This is a genomic window from Methylocystis bryophila (assembly GCF_027925445.1).
GTDB lineage: Bacteria > Pseudomonadota > Alphaproteobacteria > Rhizobiales > Beijerinckiaceae > Methylocystis > Methylocystis bryophila.
This window is the reverse complement of record NZ_AP027149.1, coordinates 1,297,538-1,315,863: the sequence shown is the minus strand read 5'-3', so window position 1 is coordinate 1,315,863 and position 18,326 is coordinate 1,297,538. Positions and strand designations below refer to the sequence as shown.

The following is an 18,326-nucleotide window of genomic DNA, read 5'->3' as shown; positions in this document are numbered from 1 at the left end:
CCCTCACATCCCCTCGTGCTCTTTCTCCGGCGCCGCTTTGTCGCGCGTCTCTTTTTTGTGTTTCTCGTGCTGCTTGGCCTTGAGGATTTTCTCGACGATGGGCGCCGTCGTCGATTTCCAATCGGCGTCGGCTTCCTCGATCGGCGTCGTGCCCGAGCCGGATACGAGATGCACGACCTTATAGCCTCGCTCTTTGAGCGCGCGCAGGAAGTCGGGCAGCATCTTCGCGGTGACGGGCTTGTTGTCGTGAAAGAGCACGATGCCTTTCTTTTCCTTCTCGAGCCGCTCGAGCACGAGCTTCAGCTCCTCCTGCGGCGTCATTTTGCGCCAATCCGAGGCCCAGAGGTCGGAGCCGAGGACCGCCATGCCGCGGGAATGAACATAATTGAGCAGTTCCGGCGTGTCGGCGAAGCCAGGAAAGCGGAAGAAAGGCTGCGGATGCTCGCCGACCTTGCCGAATGCGGCCATGTCCACGGCTTCTATCCCGGCGTCGATATCGGCCTTGGCTTCGGCGAGGCTCATGAGGCGCAATGTGCGGTCGGGATGCGTCATCGAATGATAGCCGACGGTGTGGCCTTCCTCGATCTCGCGCTTGACGAGATGCGGCATCTCCTTGGCGTTCTTGCCGATGAGGAAGAAGGTCGCCTGCACGCATTCGCGTTTCAACGCCTCGAGGATCTGCGGTGTCGGCTCCGCCGGCCCGTCGTCGAAGGTCAGCACGACCTCATGGTCTTTTAAGTCGAGCGTGCGCGGATAGCTCTGCAAGCCGAGCGATAGCGCTTCCGAGCCGTTGATCTCGATCTCGCGCGCCGTCCCGAGCTTGTCGGGGGCGCAAGCGGCGGCGGCCATCGCCACCGGACAGGCCGCGATAACCGCGGCGGCGAGAGACAGGATGTGAAGGGTCTGGATCACGGGCGCTTTTCCCGTTTGATTTTATTGATGCGCGGGTTATGCCACGAATCGCCAGGAAAGCGGAATCGCCTATGGACCTCGATCGTGAAGAAGTAGAGACCGGGCCCGAGGTCTTCCGCGACGAGGACGGAAAACCGCGGCCTTTGTTCGTGGAAAGCGTCACCGAGGCCGTCGCCTCCGGCGACGCGGCGGCGACCTATGCGTTGGTCGGCTCGCTCCACGAGGCCGATCTCGGCGCGTTGCTCGAGCTCCTCGATCACGACGCCCGGCATCAGCTCATCGCGCTGATGGGCGCCGATTTTGATTTCACCGCCCTGACAGAGGTCGGCGAAACCACGCGCGAGGACATTCTCGAGGATCTGCCGGTCGAAACGCTCGCCGAAGCGGTGCGCGACCTGGAGAGCGACGACGCGGTCGCGATCCTCGAGACTCTGGAGCCCGACGAGCAGGCGGAGGTGCTCGACGCGCTGCCGGCGCATGAGCGCGTGCTGCTCTCTCGCTCGCTCAACTATCCGGAAGACAGCGCCGGACGTCTGATGCAGACGTCGCTGATCGCCGTCCCGCCCTTTTGGACCGCCGGTCAGGTGCTCGATTTCTTTCGCGAGACCGATCCCGACCTTCTGCCCGACAATTTCTTCGAGGTCTTCGTCGTCGACTCCGGATACCGGTTCCTCGGCACCGTGTTCCTCGACGCGCTGGTGCGCGCGCGGCCCGACCGGCGCGTCGATCAGATCATGCAGGAGGACAGGCGACGGCTCAATGACATGGACGACCGGGCCGAGGCGGCGCGCATGTTCGAGCGCTATAATCTCGTCTCCGTTCCCGTCGTCGACGAGGCCGAGCGGCTCGTGGGCGTCATTATGATCGACGACATCGTCGACGTGATGCAGGAGGCGGCGTCAGAGGAGATCAAGGCGCTCGGCGGCGTCAATCCGGAGGAAGAGCTCTCCGACAACTTCTGGATGACGGCGCGCAGCCGCTTCTGGTGGCTTCTGGTCAATCTCGCCACGGCTTTCCTCGCATCGTCGGTCCTGCGTCTGTTCGAGAACCAGATCGAGAAAATGGTGGCGCTGGCGGTGCTGGCGCCGATCGTCGCGAGCCAGGGCGGCAATTCCGCGACGCAAACCATGACCGTGATCGTGCGGGCGCTGGCGACGCAGGAGCTTTCGCGCACCAATGCGGTGCGCGTGATCTTCCGCGAAGCCGCGGCGGGGGCGGTGAACGGCGCCGCCTTCGGCCTCATCACCGGCGTCGTCGCCTCAAACTGGTTCCAGAACGTCGGGATCGCTCCGGTCATGGCGCTGGCGATGCTAACCAATCTTCTCGCCGGCGCGTTCGGCGGCGTGCTCATTCCGCTCACGCTCGAGCGCTTCAAGGTCGACCCGGCGGTCTCGGCTTCGGCTTTCGTGACGACGGTGACAGACGTCATCGGCTACGGGGCGTTTCTTTCTATCGCCACGATTTGGTTTCATCTGTCCTGAGCCGCGTCCGTCCGAAAGGGGACGGAAACCAAACCGGCAAAGGCTCTCGAAAGAAGAGACGGGACGCGGGGCGGATTAACGCCCCGTTTCCGCGACTGGGGTATTTGAAGGCCATGTGCGCATTTAGATCTTCTCCCCGGCCGATGCTCGCCGCGCTTTCGGCGCTCGCCCTCTCTGTGTCGCTCTCGGGCTGCAATAGCGGCCTCGATCCGAACTTCGAGGGGCGCTCGCCGCGCTTCGCGACGAGCGTGCCGCTCAAGAACGCCAAGAAGGACCCCGATTTCCTGGCCTATGCGGTGCCGGAAACCGAGCTCCATCTCTACCCGGCCACGCGCAGCAGCGAATTTTCGGTGCATGGCGTCGACGTCTCCAAATATCAGGGGGACATCGATTGGAACGCCGTGAAGGAGTCGGGCGTCGCCTTCGCCTTCATCAAGGCGACGGAGGGCGGCGACAGCGTCGACGCGAAGTTCCAGCGCAATTGGGCCTTGGCGAAGGCCGCCGGCGTGCCCCGCGGCGCCTATCATTTCGTCTATTGGTGCCGCCCGCCCCACGAAGAGATCGCGAATTTCAAAAGCATCGTGCCCGTCGAGGCGGACGCGCTGCCGCCCGTGCTCGATCTCGAGGCGACGCCGGAATCGAGGACCTGCAAGCGCAGGCTCACGCGTGAGGAAGTCCTGCCGGACCTGCGCAAGATGCTTGAGGCCCTCGAAGCCCATTACGGCAAACGCCCGATCATCTACACTTCGGTCGATTTCTACCAGGCGATCCTCCATTCCGACGCGCTCGCGGAATATCCGATCTGGGTGCGCTCGACGAAATATCACCCCGCCGTGCGCTATGGCTCGCGCAATTGGACTTTCTGGCAATATCGCTCGGACGGCGCGGTACCCGGCATTCCGGGGAATGTCGATCAGAACGCGTTCCGTGGCACGCACGCCGACTGGCAGAAGTGGCTCACGGCGCAGACGCGAATCTGAGCATATAAAATTAAGGGCGCGACCGAGTTCCGGCGCGCCCTCTGTGATCTCTCGTCTCTATAGCGCTGGCGCTATTGCCCTTCGGGCCGGCCGAGCAAGCGGGCCATCTCGGCCTCGAGCGACTCCAGCGATTCCAAGGACTCGCGCGTGGGACGACCGCTCGGAGGCTCCTGCGGCGCGTTTTCGGCCGGCGGCGGAGCCGCGGGCGGCGGCGGCGCGGGGCGCGGGGGCCGCGGCGCCAACGACGGCGCCGGGCGCGGCGGGCCAGCCGGGCGCGGCGCCAAGCCGGGCGGCGTGGGGCGCGCAGGCGGCGGAGGCGCATCCGGACGGGGTCCCGGGCCGGCTGGAGCGGCGGCTCCTCCCTCCCATTGCTGGGGCTCGGCACCGCGGGACGGCGGCGGCCCCATGCGGCCGGGCTGCGGCGCCTGCGGGCGGGTCACGCCTGGCGCCGGCGGGGCCCCAGGGGCGCGCGGAGGCTCTGGCGGGCGCGGCGCCGGACGCGGCGCCTCGGAGAATCGACGCCTGAGGGACTCGGCGCTGAGCGGCGCTGGCGCTTCGCGCGGCGCGGCGGCCGGCGGCGAGGGAATGCGCGGCGGGCCGGCGTCTCGCGCGGCGAGCGGCGCCTCTGCGGCTTCCTCTTCTCCTTCCGGAGGGCTCGGCCAGCTGGGAGCTGCGGTCGGCGCCGAAATTCGCGGCTCGCGCCCTTCCGGACGCGCCTCCGGCTGCGCCGCTGCGGCGCTGCGTTCGAAGCCCGCCTCGATGAGAACGTCGCTCGGCCCGCCGATGAGGAGCAGATGCTCCACATTGTCTCGCCGCACAATCACGAGCTGGCGCTCCCGATCGAGATCGAAGGCGTCCACGATGTCGAGACGTTTGGCGCCCTTGCGGGCGCTCGGAACGCGGATGCGGCGCCCGAACAGCATTCGCACAATGTAAAGAGTGAGGAGGATCGCGACCAGGAAGGCCGCGAGGGCGAGCACCGCCGGGAGAAGCTGCATTTGCATGACGCTGGCTAACATCTACTCCTCGATCTTCTTCTCTTGTTGGCCGCCTGGGCCGGGTGTTACAGCGCCGGCGAGGCTTTGACAATTTACCAGCTTTTCGCCCGGAGTCTTTGGGAAAGGTTAATCGATGGTTAACGAGCCTCGGCCCTGGGCGCGCGGACGGCCGATTGCCTCTGGCCGCGCGGGGGGCCATTGTGCGAACGTGATTCTCATGCTCGCGGTCGGGACGCCGGCCGGAGCGCTTGGAAGAAGCCAGGCATGTCCGAAAACTCGGCATCGTCCGCCTATGACCGCTCCGAGCGGCCCGGCAACGCCGGCCTCGTTCTTCTTCTCGCCGCCGGCCTGGCGGCCGTCACGGCCGTATTCTTCTTCGCCCCGGCTCAGGCTTCGCGCTTCACGCTCCTCGCGCTTTCGATTTTCGCGATAGCGGGAATCTTCGCGCTTTTCGCTTATGCCGTCGGGCTGCTTCAGCTCACGAGCCGCGCCGCGCGCAACGACTTGACCAAGCTCATCTCCGACACGAGCGGCGAAGGACTGGTCGTCACCCTCGGCGATCTGCAGATCATCTATGCGAATGAAGCGTATATGGAGCTGTGCGGCGCGCCGGACGTCGGCGGCCTCATGACTGTCGAGAGGCTCTTCGCGGGGCCGCCGGAAGTTTCCGAGGCGATCTATCGACTCGCTCAGGCGGCGCGCGAAGGACGACGTCACATTGAGGATTTGCGTCTCTCCCCGCCCCTGAGCGGTTCGGGCGACGCCGGCTGGTATCGGATTCGAGTGAGCCCGCTCAAGCGTTACGTCGACGGCGCAACGCTTTGGTCGGTGGCCGACGTCACCGTCGATCGCCAACGCCAGGAGAACAGCTTCCTCGAGCTGCAGCACGCGATCGACTTTCTCGATCACGCTCCCGCGGGCTTCTTCTCGGCCGCGCCGGGCGGCGCGATCCCCTATATGAACAAAACGCTCGCCGGGTGGCTCGGCTATGATCTCACCGGCGCTGGCGCCGGGGGGCTCGGGCTCAGCGACATCGTCGCCAACAATGGCGAGGCGTTGCTCGCTTTCGACGCCGGGGCGCCGGGCGAAGTCCGCACGCAGCAGATCGACCTCGACTTCAAGCGGCGGGACGGACGCTCCTTGCCCGTCCGCCTCCTGCATCGCGTCGCCTTCGGACAGGACGGCGCTCCGGGCAGCTCGCGCACGCTCGCGCTCAATCGTGCTTCCGGCGAGCGATCGGAAGAGGATCTGCGCGCCGTCGAGGTCAAATTCGCGCGCTTCTTCAATTCAACGCCCATGGCGATCGCGACGCTCGACGAGACGGGGCGCCTGCGTCGCGCCAACGCCGCTTTCGCCAAGCTTTTCCCTCATGCCCTGAAGGCGCCGGTCGCGAAGGAAGATGCGGCATGGCCATTGCTCGAAAGCGTCGGCGAGCGCGACCGCGCCGCGCTGAAAGCCGCGATGCTCGCCGCTTTCGAGGGACAAGGCGACATCAAGCCGGTCGACGCGGTGTTCGAGGAAGGCGCCGGCGCGGCGGTCAGATCGGCGCGTTTCTTTTTCTCGCCCGACGAGGAAGCGGGCCGGCGCGGCGCCATGGTCTATGCGCTCGACACGACCGAGCAGCGCAAGCTGCAGGAGGAATTCGCCCAATCGCAAAAGATGCAGGCCGTCGGACAGCTCGCCGGCGGCGTGGCGCATGACTTCAACAACATGCTGACGGCGATCATCGGCTATTCCGATCTGCTGCTCGCCAATCACAGACCGACCGATCCGTCCTTTCAGGACATCATGCAGATCAAGCAGACGGCCAATCGCGCGGCGGGCCTCACGCGGCAGCTCCTCGCCTTCTCGCGCCGTCAGACGCTGCGTCCGCAGGTGCTGCAGCTCGGTGACGTTCTGTCAGAGCTGCAAATCCTGCTGCGCCGGCTCGTCGGCGAGAAGGTCGACGTCGATCTTCGCCACGGCCGCGATCTCTGGCAGGTCAAGGCCGACATCAATCAGTTCGAGCAGGTGATCATCAACCTCGTCGTCAACGCCCGCGACGCCATGCCCGAAAGCGGCGGCAAGATTCTGCTGCGCACGCGCAATGTCTCCGCCGCCGACTGCGCCGAGCTGAAAGAGCCGGCGCTGCCCGCGGCCGATTACGTGCTCGTCGAGGTGGAGGACAATGGCTGCGGCATACCGCCGGAGCTGCAGACGAAGATCTTCGAACCTTTCTTCACGACGAAGGAGGTCGGCAAGGGCACGGGTCTCGGCCTCTCGATGGTCTTCGGCATCGTAAAGCAATCGGGCGGCTTCGTTTTCGTCGTGAGCGAGGTCGGCAAGGGCACGACCTTTCGCATCCTGCTGCCACGCCATATTCCCGAGGCCGGCGCGGCGGTTCCCAAGACCGAGGCGGCGAAGCCGTCCTCGGACTACACCGGTCAGGGCGTCATTCTTCTCGTCGAGGATGAGGACGCCGTTCGCGCCTTCGGCATGCGCGCGCTCGCCTCGCGCGGCTACACCGTGCTGGAGGCGAGCTCGGGCCTCGAGGCGCTCGAGGTCGTCGACCGCGAGGGGGGCAAGATCGACCTCATCGTCTCGGACGTCGTCATGCCGGAGATGGATGGGCCGACCATGTTCGCGGAGCTGCGCAAGCGAGGGGTCAAAGCCAAGGTGATCTTCGTTTCCGGCTACGCCGAGGAGGCCTTCGCGAAAAATCTCCCCGAGGGGGAGTTCGGCTTCCTGCCAAAACCCTTCACGCTGAAACAGCTCATTGAAACGGTGAAGGGGAATTTGGGCTGAGCGAACCGCCTCGCGTGTCAGCGGCCTCCGGCGGAGCGCGTTGTCCGCCGTCGATCGCGCCCCGCTCCTGGCTTCAATAGGAAGCCAGAACCGGCGTCGCTCCCGCGTTGAGCAGGTTGAAGCGGTAGTTCACGCCGAGGCGGACGAGATTGTGCTGGACTTGGCTCTGAAGGCGGTAGGCGAGCGGTATCTCCCCTGCGGCAGGGCCACCGAAATCAGTGGCGACGACGTTGCGCCGGCCGAGATCGACAAAGAGATATTCCGCGCGCAGGCTCACATTCTCGGCGACGGCCAGTTCCGCCCCCGCGCCCGCGGCCCAACCGATCGATGCGCTCGTATTCGCTCCGACGACGTAATGAGCGGCGTCAAGCGCGGCGGCGTTGAAGAAGCCTCCGCCATAGGCGAGGCCGCCGGTCGCATAGAAGAACAGAGCGCCCGACCCCGGCGTCCAGCCGAGCCGTAGGCGCGTCGTCCCGAGCCATTCGGTCCGCGCCGCCGAGGTTACATTGGGATACAGGTATGTGTATCCGAACGAGCCGCCGATATGGGCATAGTCGATGTCGGTCTCGACGCCGACGAGCGCGTTCTGGCCGATCGCATAATTGTAGCCCGTCTGTCCCCCGCCGACGAAGCCGACCGAAGGATAGGTTCGCGAGGTCGGAACGCTCGCCAGATAGTCGGCGTTGAGCCCACCGGTTGTGAGCGGCGTGAAAAAAGCCGTGGTCGCGCCCATGCCGTAGCCGATGTTCGGCCCGAGATAGAAGCCGGACCAATCATGGACGCTCGGCGCGCTTTTCGTCAGCGTCAGCGGGCTGAAAGGAGCGGCCGGAGCATTCGGCCCGCCGATCTTATAGGCGGTTTGGAGGAACATGCCGTAGCGTTCGGAGGTGGCTCGCTGCGGCGCCGGCGCGCCGCCTTTTAGCGTCCGCTCCCAATGCGACAGGCCCGAACCTCCGTCGAAATACCAGTAGCGTCCGCCGACGCCCACGCTGAGCTGTGGCGTCAGATCATAGCTCAAGAGCGCCTCGGCCTGCAGCCCATTGCCGGCGCCGTCGTCGCGCGTGCCCCAGATGTTGGCGCGATTGTTGTGATAGTCCGTGCCTTTCAACCAGTTGTGCGCCCAAGCGACTTCCGCGTCGAAATTCAGCCTCGGCATGAGGGCGATTCGGCCCGAAAGTCCCAGCCGCAGCGACTGCCAGCGCGCGTCATCGTCGAGTCCATCCAGCGTCGTCGGTTGCGCGCCGCCCCCGGCGCAGACGGTGGGATTGGTGGCGATCTGCATGCAGCCAAATGTGTTCATGCGCTCGCGGAAATATTGATAGCCGACAAAGCCGCCCAGCCGGTAATGCGGCGTTTTCAGCACATTGAAGCCGCCATCGATCGCCGCGTATTGCAGCGAGCCGCCGCTCTGCGAATGGGTCGTCTTTGAGTAGACGTCTTCCCTCGGCGGATAGTCTTCGTCAGTCAGGTGTCCGCCGACGATCGAACCGCCGCCGAGATAGCCTTTCAGGAAGAGCCCCGTCTCATGATCGAAACGGAAAAAAGTCTCCGCCGAATGGGCGTCGAGATTCCCGTAGGTGAGACGCGAATTCATGATGTTCGTATATTGCGCGTCGTAGAGGTCGCCGCGGTAATAGCCCGTGCTGTAAAAGTAGCGCGCGCCGACCTCCAGCTCATAAGGGAGCGGCGCGTTGAAAACCGGCGCATCCTTCACGGCGGGAAGAGCAAGATCCGCGGCCTGGGCGAAGGTCGCCGGGATGAGCGCGCCCGCGAGGAGCAAAGGCCGAAGGCCGCTTTTGCGGAGCAGAGGCGAGGACAGCCGGAATGGCAGGCTGGCGGCGGGCAATCCCATCTTTCGTTCCTCTTGGCGGCTGTGCGGAACTTCCTTGTTGCCAAAACGCCGGCGACGCGAGCAAGGGACGAACACAGGCTACGCCCATTTGGTGTCGAGAAAGTAAAGGAGAATCGGCTTCGAAGGCCGCGCCCACGCATGACCGTCGAGCCGGCGATCGCGCGCCGCTGCTTGCTTCAACTTGCTTCAGTAGGAAGCCAGAACCGGCGTCGCGGCCGCATTGAGCAGGTTGAAGCGGTAGTTCACGCCGAGGCGGACGAGATTGTGCTGGACTTGGCTCTGAAGGCCATAGGCGAGCGGCGCTCCCATTGCGGCGGGTCCGCCATATTCAGTGGCGACGAGGTTGCGCCGGCCGAGATCGACAAAGAGATATTCCGCCCGCAGGCTCACATTCTCGGCGACCGCCAGCTCCGCCCCGGCGCCCGCGACCCAGCCAACCGATGCGCTCCTATTCGCTCCGAAGACGTAATGAACGCCGTCGATCATGGAGGCGTTGAAGAACCCGCCGCCGTAAGCGAGACCTCCCGTCGCATAGAGGAGCAGAGCGCCCGACCCCGGGGTCCAGCCGAGCCGCAGACGCGTCGTGCCGAGCCATTCGGTCCGCGCCGCGGAGGTCACAATGGGATACAAATATGAGTATCCGAACGAGCCGCCGATATGGGCATAGTCGATGTCAGTCTCGACGCCGACGAGCGCGTTCTGGCCGATCGCATAATTATAGCCCATCTGTCCCCCGCCGACGAAGCCGACCGAAGGATAGGCTCGCGAGGTCGGAACGCTCGCCAAAGCCCAGTTGTTGAGGATCGAGTCGGGGCTGAGCGGCGTGAAGTAAGCCGTGGTCGCGCCCATGCCGTAACCGATGTTCGGCCCGAGATAAAAGCCGGACCAATCATGGAGGCTCGGCGTGCTTTTCGTCAGCGTCAAGGGGCCGAAGGGAAGGGCGCCAGCCCCCGGACCGCCGATCTTATAGGCGGTTTGAACGAACATGCCGTAGCGCTCGGAAGTGGCCCGCTGCGGCGCCGGCGCGCCGCCTGTCAGCGTGCGCTCCCAATGCGACTGGCCCGAGCCGGCGTCGAAATACCAATAGCGTCCGCCGACGCCCACGCTGAGCTGCGGCGTCAGATCGTAGCTCAAGAGCGCTTCAGCCTGCAGCCCATTGCCGGCGCCGTCGTCGCGCGTGCCCCAGGTCGGCGCTTTCGCATTGTGATAATCCGTGCTTCTCAGCCAGTTGTGCGCCCAGGCGACTTCCGCGTCGAAATTCAGTCCCGGCAGGATGGCGACGCGGCCCGAAAGCCCCAGCCGCAGCGACTGCCAGCGCGCGTCATCGTCGAGTTGATCGACGGACGTCGGTGAGGCGTTCGAGGTGCAGACATATGGATTGGCGGCGACCTGGACGCAGCCCAATGTGTTCATGCGTTCGCGGAAATATTGATAACCGACAAAGCCCCCCAGCCGGTATTGCGCCGTTTTCAGCACATTGAAGCCGCCGTCGACCGTGGCGTATTGCAGCGAGCCGCCGCTCTGAGAGCTGACGGTCTTTGAATAGACTGATAGAGGCAAATTAGGCAGCTCAAGGGGCGCATAGTCCTCATCTGTCATGTGGCCGCCCACGATCGAGCCGCCGCCGAGATTGCCTTTCAGGAAGAGCCCGGTCTCATGATCCAAGCGGAAGAAGGTCTCCGCCGCATGCGCGTCGAGATTGCCGTAGGTCAGACGAGAAACCATGTGCGCCGGCGTCTCGGAGCTGTAGAGGTCGCCCCGATAATAGCCTGTGCTGTAGAAGTAGCGCGCGCCGACCTCGAGCTCATAAGGGAGCGGCGCGTTGAAAACCGGCGCATCCTTCACGGCGGGAAGAGCAAGATCCGCGGCCTGGGCCAAGGGCGCCGAGACGAGCGCGCTTGCGAGGAGCAAAGGCCGAAGGCCGCTTTTGCGGAGGAGAGGCGCGAACGGCTGGCTGGCGACGGGCATGTTTTCGTTCCTCCTCGTGGCTGGGCGGAGCTTCCTTTTGGGCCAAAACGCCGGCGAACGAGCAAGGGACGAACACAGGCTACGCCCGTTTGGTGTCCAGAAAGTAAATAAGAATCAGGCGTTCGAGCGCCGTGATCGGCGAGCGGCGACGGCTGCAATCGCAGCGCTTGCGTAAGAAGTTTTCCTCTCTTAATCTGATGGATCAGACACCGCCGCCTGCTCGGAAAGCCGCCTTTGAGTCTCGTTGAGCTGTTGAGTTCCTTCGGTCGGACTTCGTCGGACGCCGCTTCCGCGGCCCCGGAGGACGCGATCGATGCAGCCCCCGCCTATCCGCAGGTCAAGCCCCGCTGGCTTGAGCCCACGATCTTCGTATCGGTCTTTCTCGCCCATGCGAGCCTCGCCTTTTGGCTCGCCTATCATCCCGTCGAGATGGCGAATGTGCCGCCCGTAGAAGAGATCGGGCTCGAGCTGGTCCCGCAAGGCGACGAGTTCGAAAGCGAGGAGACAGCGGCTTCAGACGAAGCGCCGCCGCCCATGGTCATGGCCACAAAGGCTCCAATCGAGGTTCCGCTTCCTCAGACAATGGACCCCGACGCGCTCTCCGCGTCGCCGAAATCCGATCAGGTCCAGCGCGACAGCAGCGACCAGGCCCGCGAACGCAGGGATGCGCAGGATCGTCATCGCCTCGGACAGAAGGAAAAGCCCGCGGAGAACGCGGGCGTCTCCAAGCTCGCCTATGCGACGCAGCTCGCCAAAGCAGTGCGCAAGAACCTGGCGAGCCGCGCCTCGCCAGGAACGGGAGAGGCCTACTGCACCTTCCGCGTCGACGGCCAGGGAGCGCTCTCGGTCGAGTCTTGCAAGGCCACGTCCCACGCGCATGAGGCTGTCTTGCGCGGCGCGATCACGGCGACCCACGCGCCGCCGCCCCCGGACGGCGCCTTTTTCGCCTCCCAGCGCATTCACTTTCAGTGAAGAGAGCCTGTCGCGTAAAGGTGGGAAGCGGTTTTCCGGTCAGGCCTGACCGTCCCTGCCGCTCCGTGCGGCGTCGAGGAGCATCAGCGCCACGCCGAGAGTGATCAGCGCATCGGCGACGTTGAAGACGTAATTGGCGAGCGGCCCCACCGGCAGACTCGTGTGGAAAAAGAAGAAGTCCGCCACGGCGCCGTAGCGCAGCCGATCGGCCGCATTGCCGAGCGCGCCGCCGACGATCAGCCCCAAGGCCAGGGCCGTCAGACGGCGCGGCGCGCGCCACAGCCAGAAGCACAGCCCCGCGACGATCGCGAGTTGCAGGCCGAGCAGACCGTAACGCGCGACCTCGTCCCGCGCGGACAGCAGCGAATAGGATATGCCGCGGTTCCAGGAGAGCACGACGTCCAGAAAAGGCGTGAGTCGGATCGGCTCACGCTCCGCCACCCCGAAAACGTCGAGCATCCAGAGCTTGTGCGCTTGATCGAGAAGAAAGGCGACGGCAGCGGCGGCGGCGCCCAAGATTTTTGGGGATTTCAAGGAGAGGTCGAGGGTCTTGCCGAAGGCCATCCGCATGAACTCAGGTCGCGTCTAGGCCGGCTATAGCAGAACGAGCCGGCGAGAGGGATGCTCTCTGCCGACTCGTCCATCGCCACGAACGTGGCAGTCGCAGCCTTCCGGGGGCTGGGGGGCTGACGAAAACCGGAAGGCGAACGACATCGCACGAGGCAATGAAGGGAATATTGGATCGAGCTTCTGTCTCGCCAATGGCCCAATGCCGGCTAAATCGTGAAATCTTATTAAGCTACGGTAATGTCCCAGACAAAAAGTTTCTTGCGAGAAATCCTGCAAAAGAAAAGGCCCCGCTCACGCGGGGCCTTTTCGCATCTAAAGCTCGATCGTCAGTTGCTGCGCTGCTGGCCGAAGAGATAGAGCAGCGACTGGAACATGTTGATGAAGTCGAGATAGAGCATCAGCGCGCCGAAGATGCTTTTCTTCTGGGTGGCCTCCCACCCATCGCCCTCGTAATATTGGTCCTTGATGGCCTGGGTGTCGTAGGCCGTCAGGCCCGAGAAGATCAGCACCGCAAGGATCGACAGGCCGAACTGCAGGCTGGAGCTATGCAGGAATAGGTTCACCAGACCGGCGATCACCAGTCCCCACACGCCCATGACCAGGAACGAGCCCATCGCCGACAGGTCACGCCGCGTCGTGTAGCCGTAAAGGCTCAAGCCGCCGAAGGCCGCCGCGGTGACGAAGAAGATCTGCGCGACCGACCCGCCCGTGTAGACCATGAGCAGGAAGGACATCGACAGGCCGACGAGCGCCGCGAAGACCAGAAAGAGCGTCCGAGCGGTCGCGGCGGAAATCGAATTCGCCTTGGCGCCCAGGAACATGACGAAGCCGAGCGGCGCGAGCACGATCACCCAACGCAGCGGGCTCATGTAGATGGTCTGGCCGAAAGGCGTCAGCGCCAGATGGCCAGCGGCGCTGTGGGTGACGGCCAGCATGTTCGTTCCGAGCGCGACCAGGCCGGTGACGCCGAGACCCAGCATCATGTAGTTATAGACGCCGATCATGTAGGCGCGCAGGCCCTGGTCGATCTCCGCGGCCGCCTTTTGGCCGACTTGCGCGCCAAAGCTGTAATTGCGGTCGTAATTGGACATGGGTTCCTCGTTTGGCTTGGCCGCCCGCTTCGTTCAAAAGCGTTGCCGCGGGCCGCTGGGCCGAATATGGCGCGCGCGCGAAGGCGTGACAAGGGCCAAAAGGATGAACTCTCCGTAAGCTTAGAGGCCGAAATACGCAGCTGACCTTGCGGCGCGCACTCAGAGCGAAGTGAAGGAAAGTTGAGTGATCCTTAATTCGCTCCGGCTATTGATTTCCTATTGCTCGAACGATTCCGTTCGGGCGGAAAGCGCGCTAGGGTGAGCGCGGGCCAGCGGCCTCCTGCCGCTCTTCACGCAAGGAAATCAGATGACGGTTCCTCGTTTCGCCTTCATCGCCGCCGCACTGTTTTTCGCCGCGCCGGCCTTCGCCGCCGAGTCCCTCCCGACGCGCGTGGGCGATTGCGTGGCCACGACCATCACCGCTGTGGAGACGCGCCTCCAGGACGACGGCACGCATGAGCCGGTGCCCGGCTCGGGAAGCGCCGTGCGCTTCGCCAATGGCGGCTATCAGGTCTCCTACGACACGGTGCCGGAGATCGAAGAGTCGAAAAAGGGCGACAAGGCGCGCATGTGTCTCGTCAGCGCGCCGCAGGACTGCCCCAAGGGGGACGAGCGCGGCAAGATTTACCGCACCACGAACCTGCGCACGAAGAAGAGCTGGAAGCTTCCTGACTCCGAGCACACCTGCGGCGGGGCCTGACGCTCAATATTTGGCGACGATCGCTTCCGGCGCGGCCCAGTCGAAGTGGTAGTTCAAGCCGGCGCGGACGAGCTGGCCGTTGGCGCGCGCATGGAAGGCGGTGGTCACATCGGCAAGCGCCGGGCCCGCCGGCAGGCTCACCGAATATTGTGGTGCGGCGAGACCGTGAGAGCCGAGGTCGTAGAAGAGATATTCCGCCTTGGCGCTGAGGCCCGGCAGGAACATCCACTCGAAGCCGCCGCCGACCGAAAAGCCCGCGCGCGTCTGCGCGCTCGACGTCGATCCCCCGCCGAGCGTGGCGACGTTGCCGGTGGGGCCGACGCTCAGGACTTGGGTGTTGGCGACGAGGTTCGTCCCGCCATAGGCGAGGCCGCCCGTTGCGAAGACGAGCAGGCTCGGGCGCAGCACATAGCCCATACGCAAGCGCGCCGTTCCGAGATAGTCGAGGGTCTGGCTGGCCGCAAAATTGCCGAAGAGGACGCCGCCGGGCGTCGCATAGCTCGGCCTCGTCCCCACCGTGTTCGACGCGCCGCTGCCCCCGAGAACGCCCTGAAGGTCCGCCTCGACGCCGACGAGCGCGCGCGGGCTGAGCTGTAGATTGTAGCCCGCGGTTCCGCCGCCGATGAATCCCGCGTTGCTCTCGCCGAGATTGCCGCTTCCAAGCAGGGCCACGCCGGGATCGAAGCCTGGGCCGATGGGACCGTTGGCGTAATAGATGTTGTTGTTCGCGCCCCAGACGACGCCAGTCGTCGCCCCGAGATAGAAGCCGGTCCAGCGCGTCGGCGGCTCGACGAGGCGCGGCGTCGCCTTGTGCCTCGGCAGGTCCGATTTCGCGCCCGCCTGGCTCTCGGGCTGCGGCGGCTCGGTAAGCGTGTCGACGAGCGCCAGGAAGTCTCCCGAGGGCGTGTGCGCGCCGGTTTGCGGCGCGAAAAGCGGATCGAAGGCGCCGAGCGTCAGCGGTCCGCTCAAGGTCACGCGCGCTGCGGTCGGCTCGAGCGGATGGTAGTGGCGGTCCATCTGGCCGATCGCGCAGACGGCGGCCGGCGCGGCGCCGCTCTGGCAAGACCAATAAAGCGGGTCGGTCTGCAAGAGTGAGCCGTAGGCGTAAGTAATCTGGTCGGACCGCGAATCTAGCGCATTGATGACGTCGAGCTGCAGCTTCAGCCCGTTTTCCCAGCGATAGCCGGCGCGCAAATCGAGCACCGCGGTCGCCGGGGCTTTGAAATAGCCATCCTCGGTCAAGGGATAGCCGCCCTTGAAGCGGTATTTCAGCGCGCCGAACCAGCCTGTCTGACGACCGAGCTCGATGTTGGCCGAGGCGATGATCGACGGCCCCTCGGGAATGTAATTGCCTGGCGCGTTGCCGAGATAGGTGAAGTAGCCGATCGCGTTGGGCGTCAGCAGCGTGCTGTAGATCGCGCTCTGCTCGGTGTCCCAGCCGCGGTAGCGGGTATGCGTCACGGCAAAATTGGCGTCGAAGCGCAGCCACTCGGAGTAGGTGTAGCGATTGGTGCTCTCGATGCCATAGCGGCGGCTGGGACGGCCGAACATCGTGTTGCCGGTGTCGCCCTGAAACACGCTCTCCGAGTCGAAATTCAGCCACCAGAGACTGATTGTCGAGTCGAGCCCGTCGATGAATTTGGTGCGAATGCCGCCTTCAGCGCCGCGCGATTTGGTGAGAAGGGGCACGGCCGCGACCTGGGAGCCGTCGACAGGAGAAATCGACGCGACCGTGCCGCGCGCGTCGTTGGAGTGGAAACCCTCGCCGAAGTTCAAGTAAAACTCGGTCTTCTCCCAGGGGCCGAAGATGATGTTCGCCTTGGGGCTCTCGATGACCGCGACCTTCTGGCCGGAGTTCCAAGGCCCGCTCCAGATCGGCCCGGTGGGAAAGAGAGCCGGCGCAGGCCAATTCCAGAAGGTCGCGCCCGTCGGCGCAAAGCGAGGATCTTGATAATCGCCGATGCTCGCCGCGAAGAAATCGCCCCGCATGCCGGTCACTGTCCTCAGCCAGGGCGTCCATTTGATCGTGGTGTCGGTCCACAAGCCGACGTTGCCCTCCGGGACCTGATCATTGGTCAATGTGTCATAGGCCGCCGTCCGATAGGTTTCCTGAATACCGAGCCGGATGTTGTCGTAGCGCGACTGGAGGCCGATCCTAGTCTCGATGGGGATGCCGGCGATCTCATATTTCTGGCCGTGCTCCGCCTTGAGCCCCAGAATGTAGCGGCGGTCGAACTGGTGGAACTGATCGCCGATCAGCGGCTGCGTGAGGAAATAGTCGAAGTCGTTGAAGAGATTGAGCGTCGAATGGATCGCAAAGGCCTCGACGACCGAATGGCTCTGCGCGTCCGTCTGGGTCCAGCGCCCGGAGAGGCTGAAGCGCGTCGTGTTGCCGCGATCGGAGGGATCGATATTGCCCCAGCGCGAGATGAAGCCTTCCGTCACCGCACGCTGGGGAATCTGATCACTCGAGTGCCAGCGATTGGCATAGGCCATCGCGTCGATGGCGAGGCCGTTCTCGGGCGTGCCCGTGGTCCATCGGAAAACGCCGTTGATCTTGTGCGCCGCGTCGGGAATGGTCCAGGGGCCGTTGTAAATGCCGAGCTCGATCGCCGAGAGCAGCGTGCCGCCATTGACCTTGTTGTTGTCGATCGCGAGCAGGCGGCCATAGTCGAAGCTGCCCATGGTCGCGGTGAACAGGCCCTTGGGGACTTCGTCCTTGTAATAGATGTGCACCGCGCCGGCAGAGGAGAAATCGCCCTCGTCCGCAAAGTACGGCCCCTTGCGCGCAACGACATAAGACAACAGCTCCGGGATCAGGAAATTGGCGTCGGCGTAGCCCTGCCCGTGACCATGCGTCGGCATGTTGAGCGGCATGCCGTCGAGATAGAGCGCGAAATCGGTGCCGTGATCGAGTTGGAAACCGCGAAGCTGATATTGATTGGCCTTGCCCTCGCCGCTGTGCTGCGTGACGACCAGACCCGGCACGGCGGTCTCGAGCGCCTCGCCCGGCCGACTGAAGGGGACCGCGTTGATCTCCTTGCCCGTCGTAAAGCGCTCGCTCGAGGTTTCCTGCCTCGCATTGAAGCGCTGTTCGGCCTGCTCGACCCGGGTTTGCTCCGCAGATGCCGGAGGGGAGGGAGCGGGCTGCGGCGCGCTGGGGGCCGAAGCCGGCGCGCGCGCGGCGACCGAAGGGCGCGTCGACGCCGCAGGCCTGGGGGCGGGCGCCGGGGCGCGGGCTTGCGTGGGCGGCGACGCGGGAGCGGGTTGCGCCACTCGGGGCTGTACCGGCTTCACCGTAGGCTGCGGCGCCTGATGGACGACTTTCGGCTTCTTTTGGCCGATGCTAATGTCAGGGAGCGCGGTCTGCGCCGAAGCGGGCGCTACGATGCTGGCGACAGTCAGCGCCAGCAGCGACGTTTCAATGAGTTGGTTTCGACGGCTCATTGGCGCCTCCCTTGCGTGTGATGATTTCAATCAATCATCACACGGTCGCGCCATAGTTTCCCATCGATACATCACCGTCAATTAATGAAAGCGCCGACCTGCATGATTTTCCGGCGCCGTTGCATTAATGTCACAGGGATGCCGGGATTCACACATGACCCTTTCTCGGCTCACAGAGATCCCGCCTGAACGCAGCGTGATCTGGGGACGCCGATTGCAAATTCCCGAAAATTGCTACACGTTTTCCCGCCGCCAATATCCCGTCTCGGGATCATGCGAGCGCGAGGAGAGATTAGAGATGCACTCCAAGATTATTTCCGGCGCGACGATCGCCGCAGCCGCCGTGTCGCTGGCGCTCGCCGGCGCCGCCACCCCGACTCCGGCCGCCGCCCACTACGTCGCGGGCAAGGCGCACAACCACTGCAAAACTCAAAAACATCATTGCAAGGCCAGGGTCCATTGCAAGACCCAGAAGTCCCACTGCAAAGGCATGTCGTCCTGCAAGGGCAAGTAAGATCGAAGCCGGCGGCGTCGGACTTCGCCAAGCGCGCCCCTATGTAGGGGCGCGTCT

The 18,326-nt window shown here is 64.6% G+C and carries 13 protein-coding genes; 6 read left to right on the top strand and 7 right to left on the bottom strand.

The window, feature by feature from the left end; translation table 11 throughout:
• Window positions 1-3: 3 nt before the first annotated feature.
• Window positions 4-912 carry a polysaccharide deacetylase family protein gene (locus tag QMG80_RS06145; RefSeq protein ID WP_245299911.1) on the bottom strand — a complete coding sequence of 303 codons (909 nt, stop codon included), beginning with the start codon at window positions 910-912 and terminating at the stop codon, window positions 4-6.
• A gap of 71 nt (window positions 913-983) precedes the next feature.
• Here QMG80_RS06145 and mgtE point away from each other — a divergent pair, with 71 nt between their 5' ends.
• A complete protein-coding gene (mgtE, locus tag QMG80_RS06140) occupies window positions 984-2,393 on the top strand; it encodes a magnesium transporter (protein WP_085772019.1) in 1,410 nt (469 codons plus the stop codon).
• 113 nt (window positions 2,394-2,506) lie between these two features.
• Complete coding sequence (locus QMG80_RS06135; protein WP_085772018.1) at window positions 2,507-3,373, top strand: glycoside hydrolase family 25 protein; 867 nt, start codon at window positions 2,507-2,509, stop codon at window positions 3,371-3,373.
• Window positions 3,374-3,444: 71 nt separating this feature from the next.
• Here QMG80_RS06135 and QMG80_RS06130 read toward each other — a convergent pair whose 3' ends face one another.
• Window positions 3,445-4,392, bottom strand: coding sequence for a flagellar biosynthetic protein FliO (locus tag QMG80_RS06130; RefSeq protein WP_085772017.1), 948 nt, complete (start codon window positions 4,390-4,392; stop codon window positions 3,445-3,447).
• Between the two features lie 243 nt (window positions 4,393-4,635).
• On the opposite strand from QMG80_RS06130, the gene cckA reads away from it, so the two are divergent.
• The gene (gene cckA, locus QMG80_RS06125) at window positions 4,636-7,155 is read left to right on the top strand and encodes a cell cycle histidine kinase CckA (protein ID WP_085772016.1); all 2,520 of its coding nucleotides are present in this window, start codon (window positions 4,636-4,638) and stop codon (window positions 7,153-7,155) included.
• Window positions 7,156-7,228: 73 nt separating this feature from the next.
• Here the strand turns inward: cckA and QMG80_RS06120 are convergent, their stop codons facing one another.
• Both QMG80_RS06120 and QMG80_RS06115 read right to left on the bottom strand, forming a co-directional pair.
• Entirely contained in the window at window positions 7,229-9,007 is a 1,779-nt protein-coding gene (locus tag QMG80_RS06120) for an outer membrane beta-barrel protein (protein WP_085772015.1), read from the bottom strand.
• 186 nt (window positions 9,008-9,193) lie between these two features.
• Window positions 9,194-10,975, bottom strand: a complete 1,782-nt coding sequence (locus QMG80_RS06115) for an outer membrane beta-barrel protein (protein ID WP_085772014.1) — start codon at window positions 10,973-10,975, stop codon at window positions 9,194-9,196.
• 234 nt (window positions 10,976-11,209) lie between these two features.
• Between QMG80_RS06115 and QMG80_RS06110 the strand changes: the two genes are divergently transcribed.
• Window positions 11,210-11,947, top strand: a complete 738-nt coding sequence (locus tag QMG80_RS06110) for a hypothetical protein (protein ID WP_085772013.1) — start codon at window positions 11,210-11,212, stop codon at window positions 11,945-11,947.
• A 39-nt stretch (window positions 11,948-11,986) separates the two neighbouring features.
• Here the strand turns inward: QMG80_RS06110 and lspA are convergent, their stop codons facing one another.
• Together lspA and QMG80_RS06100 are read right to left on the bottom strand one after the other, a co-directional pair.
• On the bottom strand, window positions 11,987-12,517 hold the full coding sequence (lspA, locus tag QMG80_RS06105; RefSeq protein ID WP_245299910.1) for a signal peptidase II: 531 nt from the start codon (window positions 12,515-12,517) through the stop codon (window positions 11,987-11,989).
• A gap of 326 nt (window positions 12,518-12,843) precedes the next feature.
• Window positions 12,844-13,608 (bottom strand): Bax inhibitor-1/YccA family protein, encoded by a 765-nt coding sequence (locus QMG80_RS06100; RefSeq protein ID WP_085772011.1) that lies wholly within the window; start codon window positions 13,606-13,608, stop codon window positions 12,844-12,846.
• Between the two features lie 307 nt (window positions 13,609-13,915).
• On the opposite strand from QMG80_RS06100, the gene QMG80_RS06095 reads away from it, so the two are divergent.
• The gene (locus QMG80_RS06095; RefSeq protein ID WP_085772010.1) at window positions 13,916-14,308 is read left to right on the top strand and encodes a hypothetical protein; all 393 of its coding nucleotides are present in this window, start codon (window positions 13,916-13,918) and stop codon (window positions 14,306-14,308) included.
• A 3-nt stretch (window positions 14,309-14,311) separates the two neighbouring features.
• On the opposite strand, the gene QMG80_RS06090 is transcribed toward QMG80_RS06095, so the two are convergent.
• A complete protein-coding gene (locus QMG80_RS06090; RefSeq protein ID WP_158658757.1) occupies window positions 14,312-17,755 on the bottom strand; it encodes a TonB-dependent receptor domain-containing protein in 3,444 nt (1,147 codons plus the stop codon).
• Window positions 17,756-17,909: 154 nt separating this feature from the next.
• On the opposite strand from QMG80_RS06090, the gene QMG80_RS06085 reads away from it, so the two are divergent.
• On the top strand, window positions 17,910-18,269 hold the full coding sequence (locus QMG80_RS06085; protein WP_158658756.1) for a hypothetical protein: 360 nt from the start codon (window positions 17,910-17,912) through the stop codon (window positions 18,267-18,269).
• The last annotated feature ends 57 nt before the right edge of the window (window positions 18,270-18,326 follow it).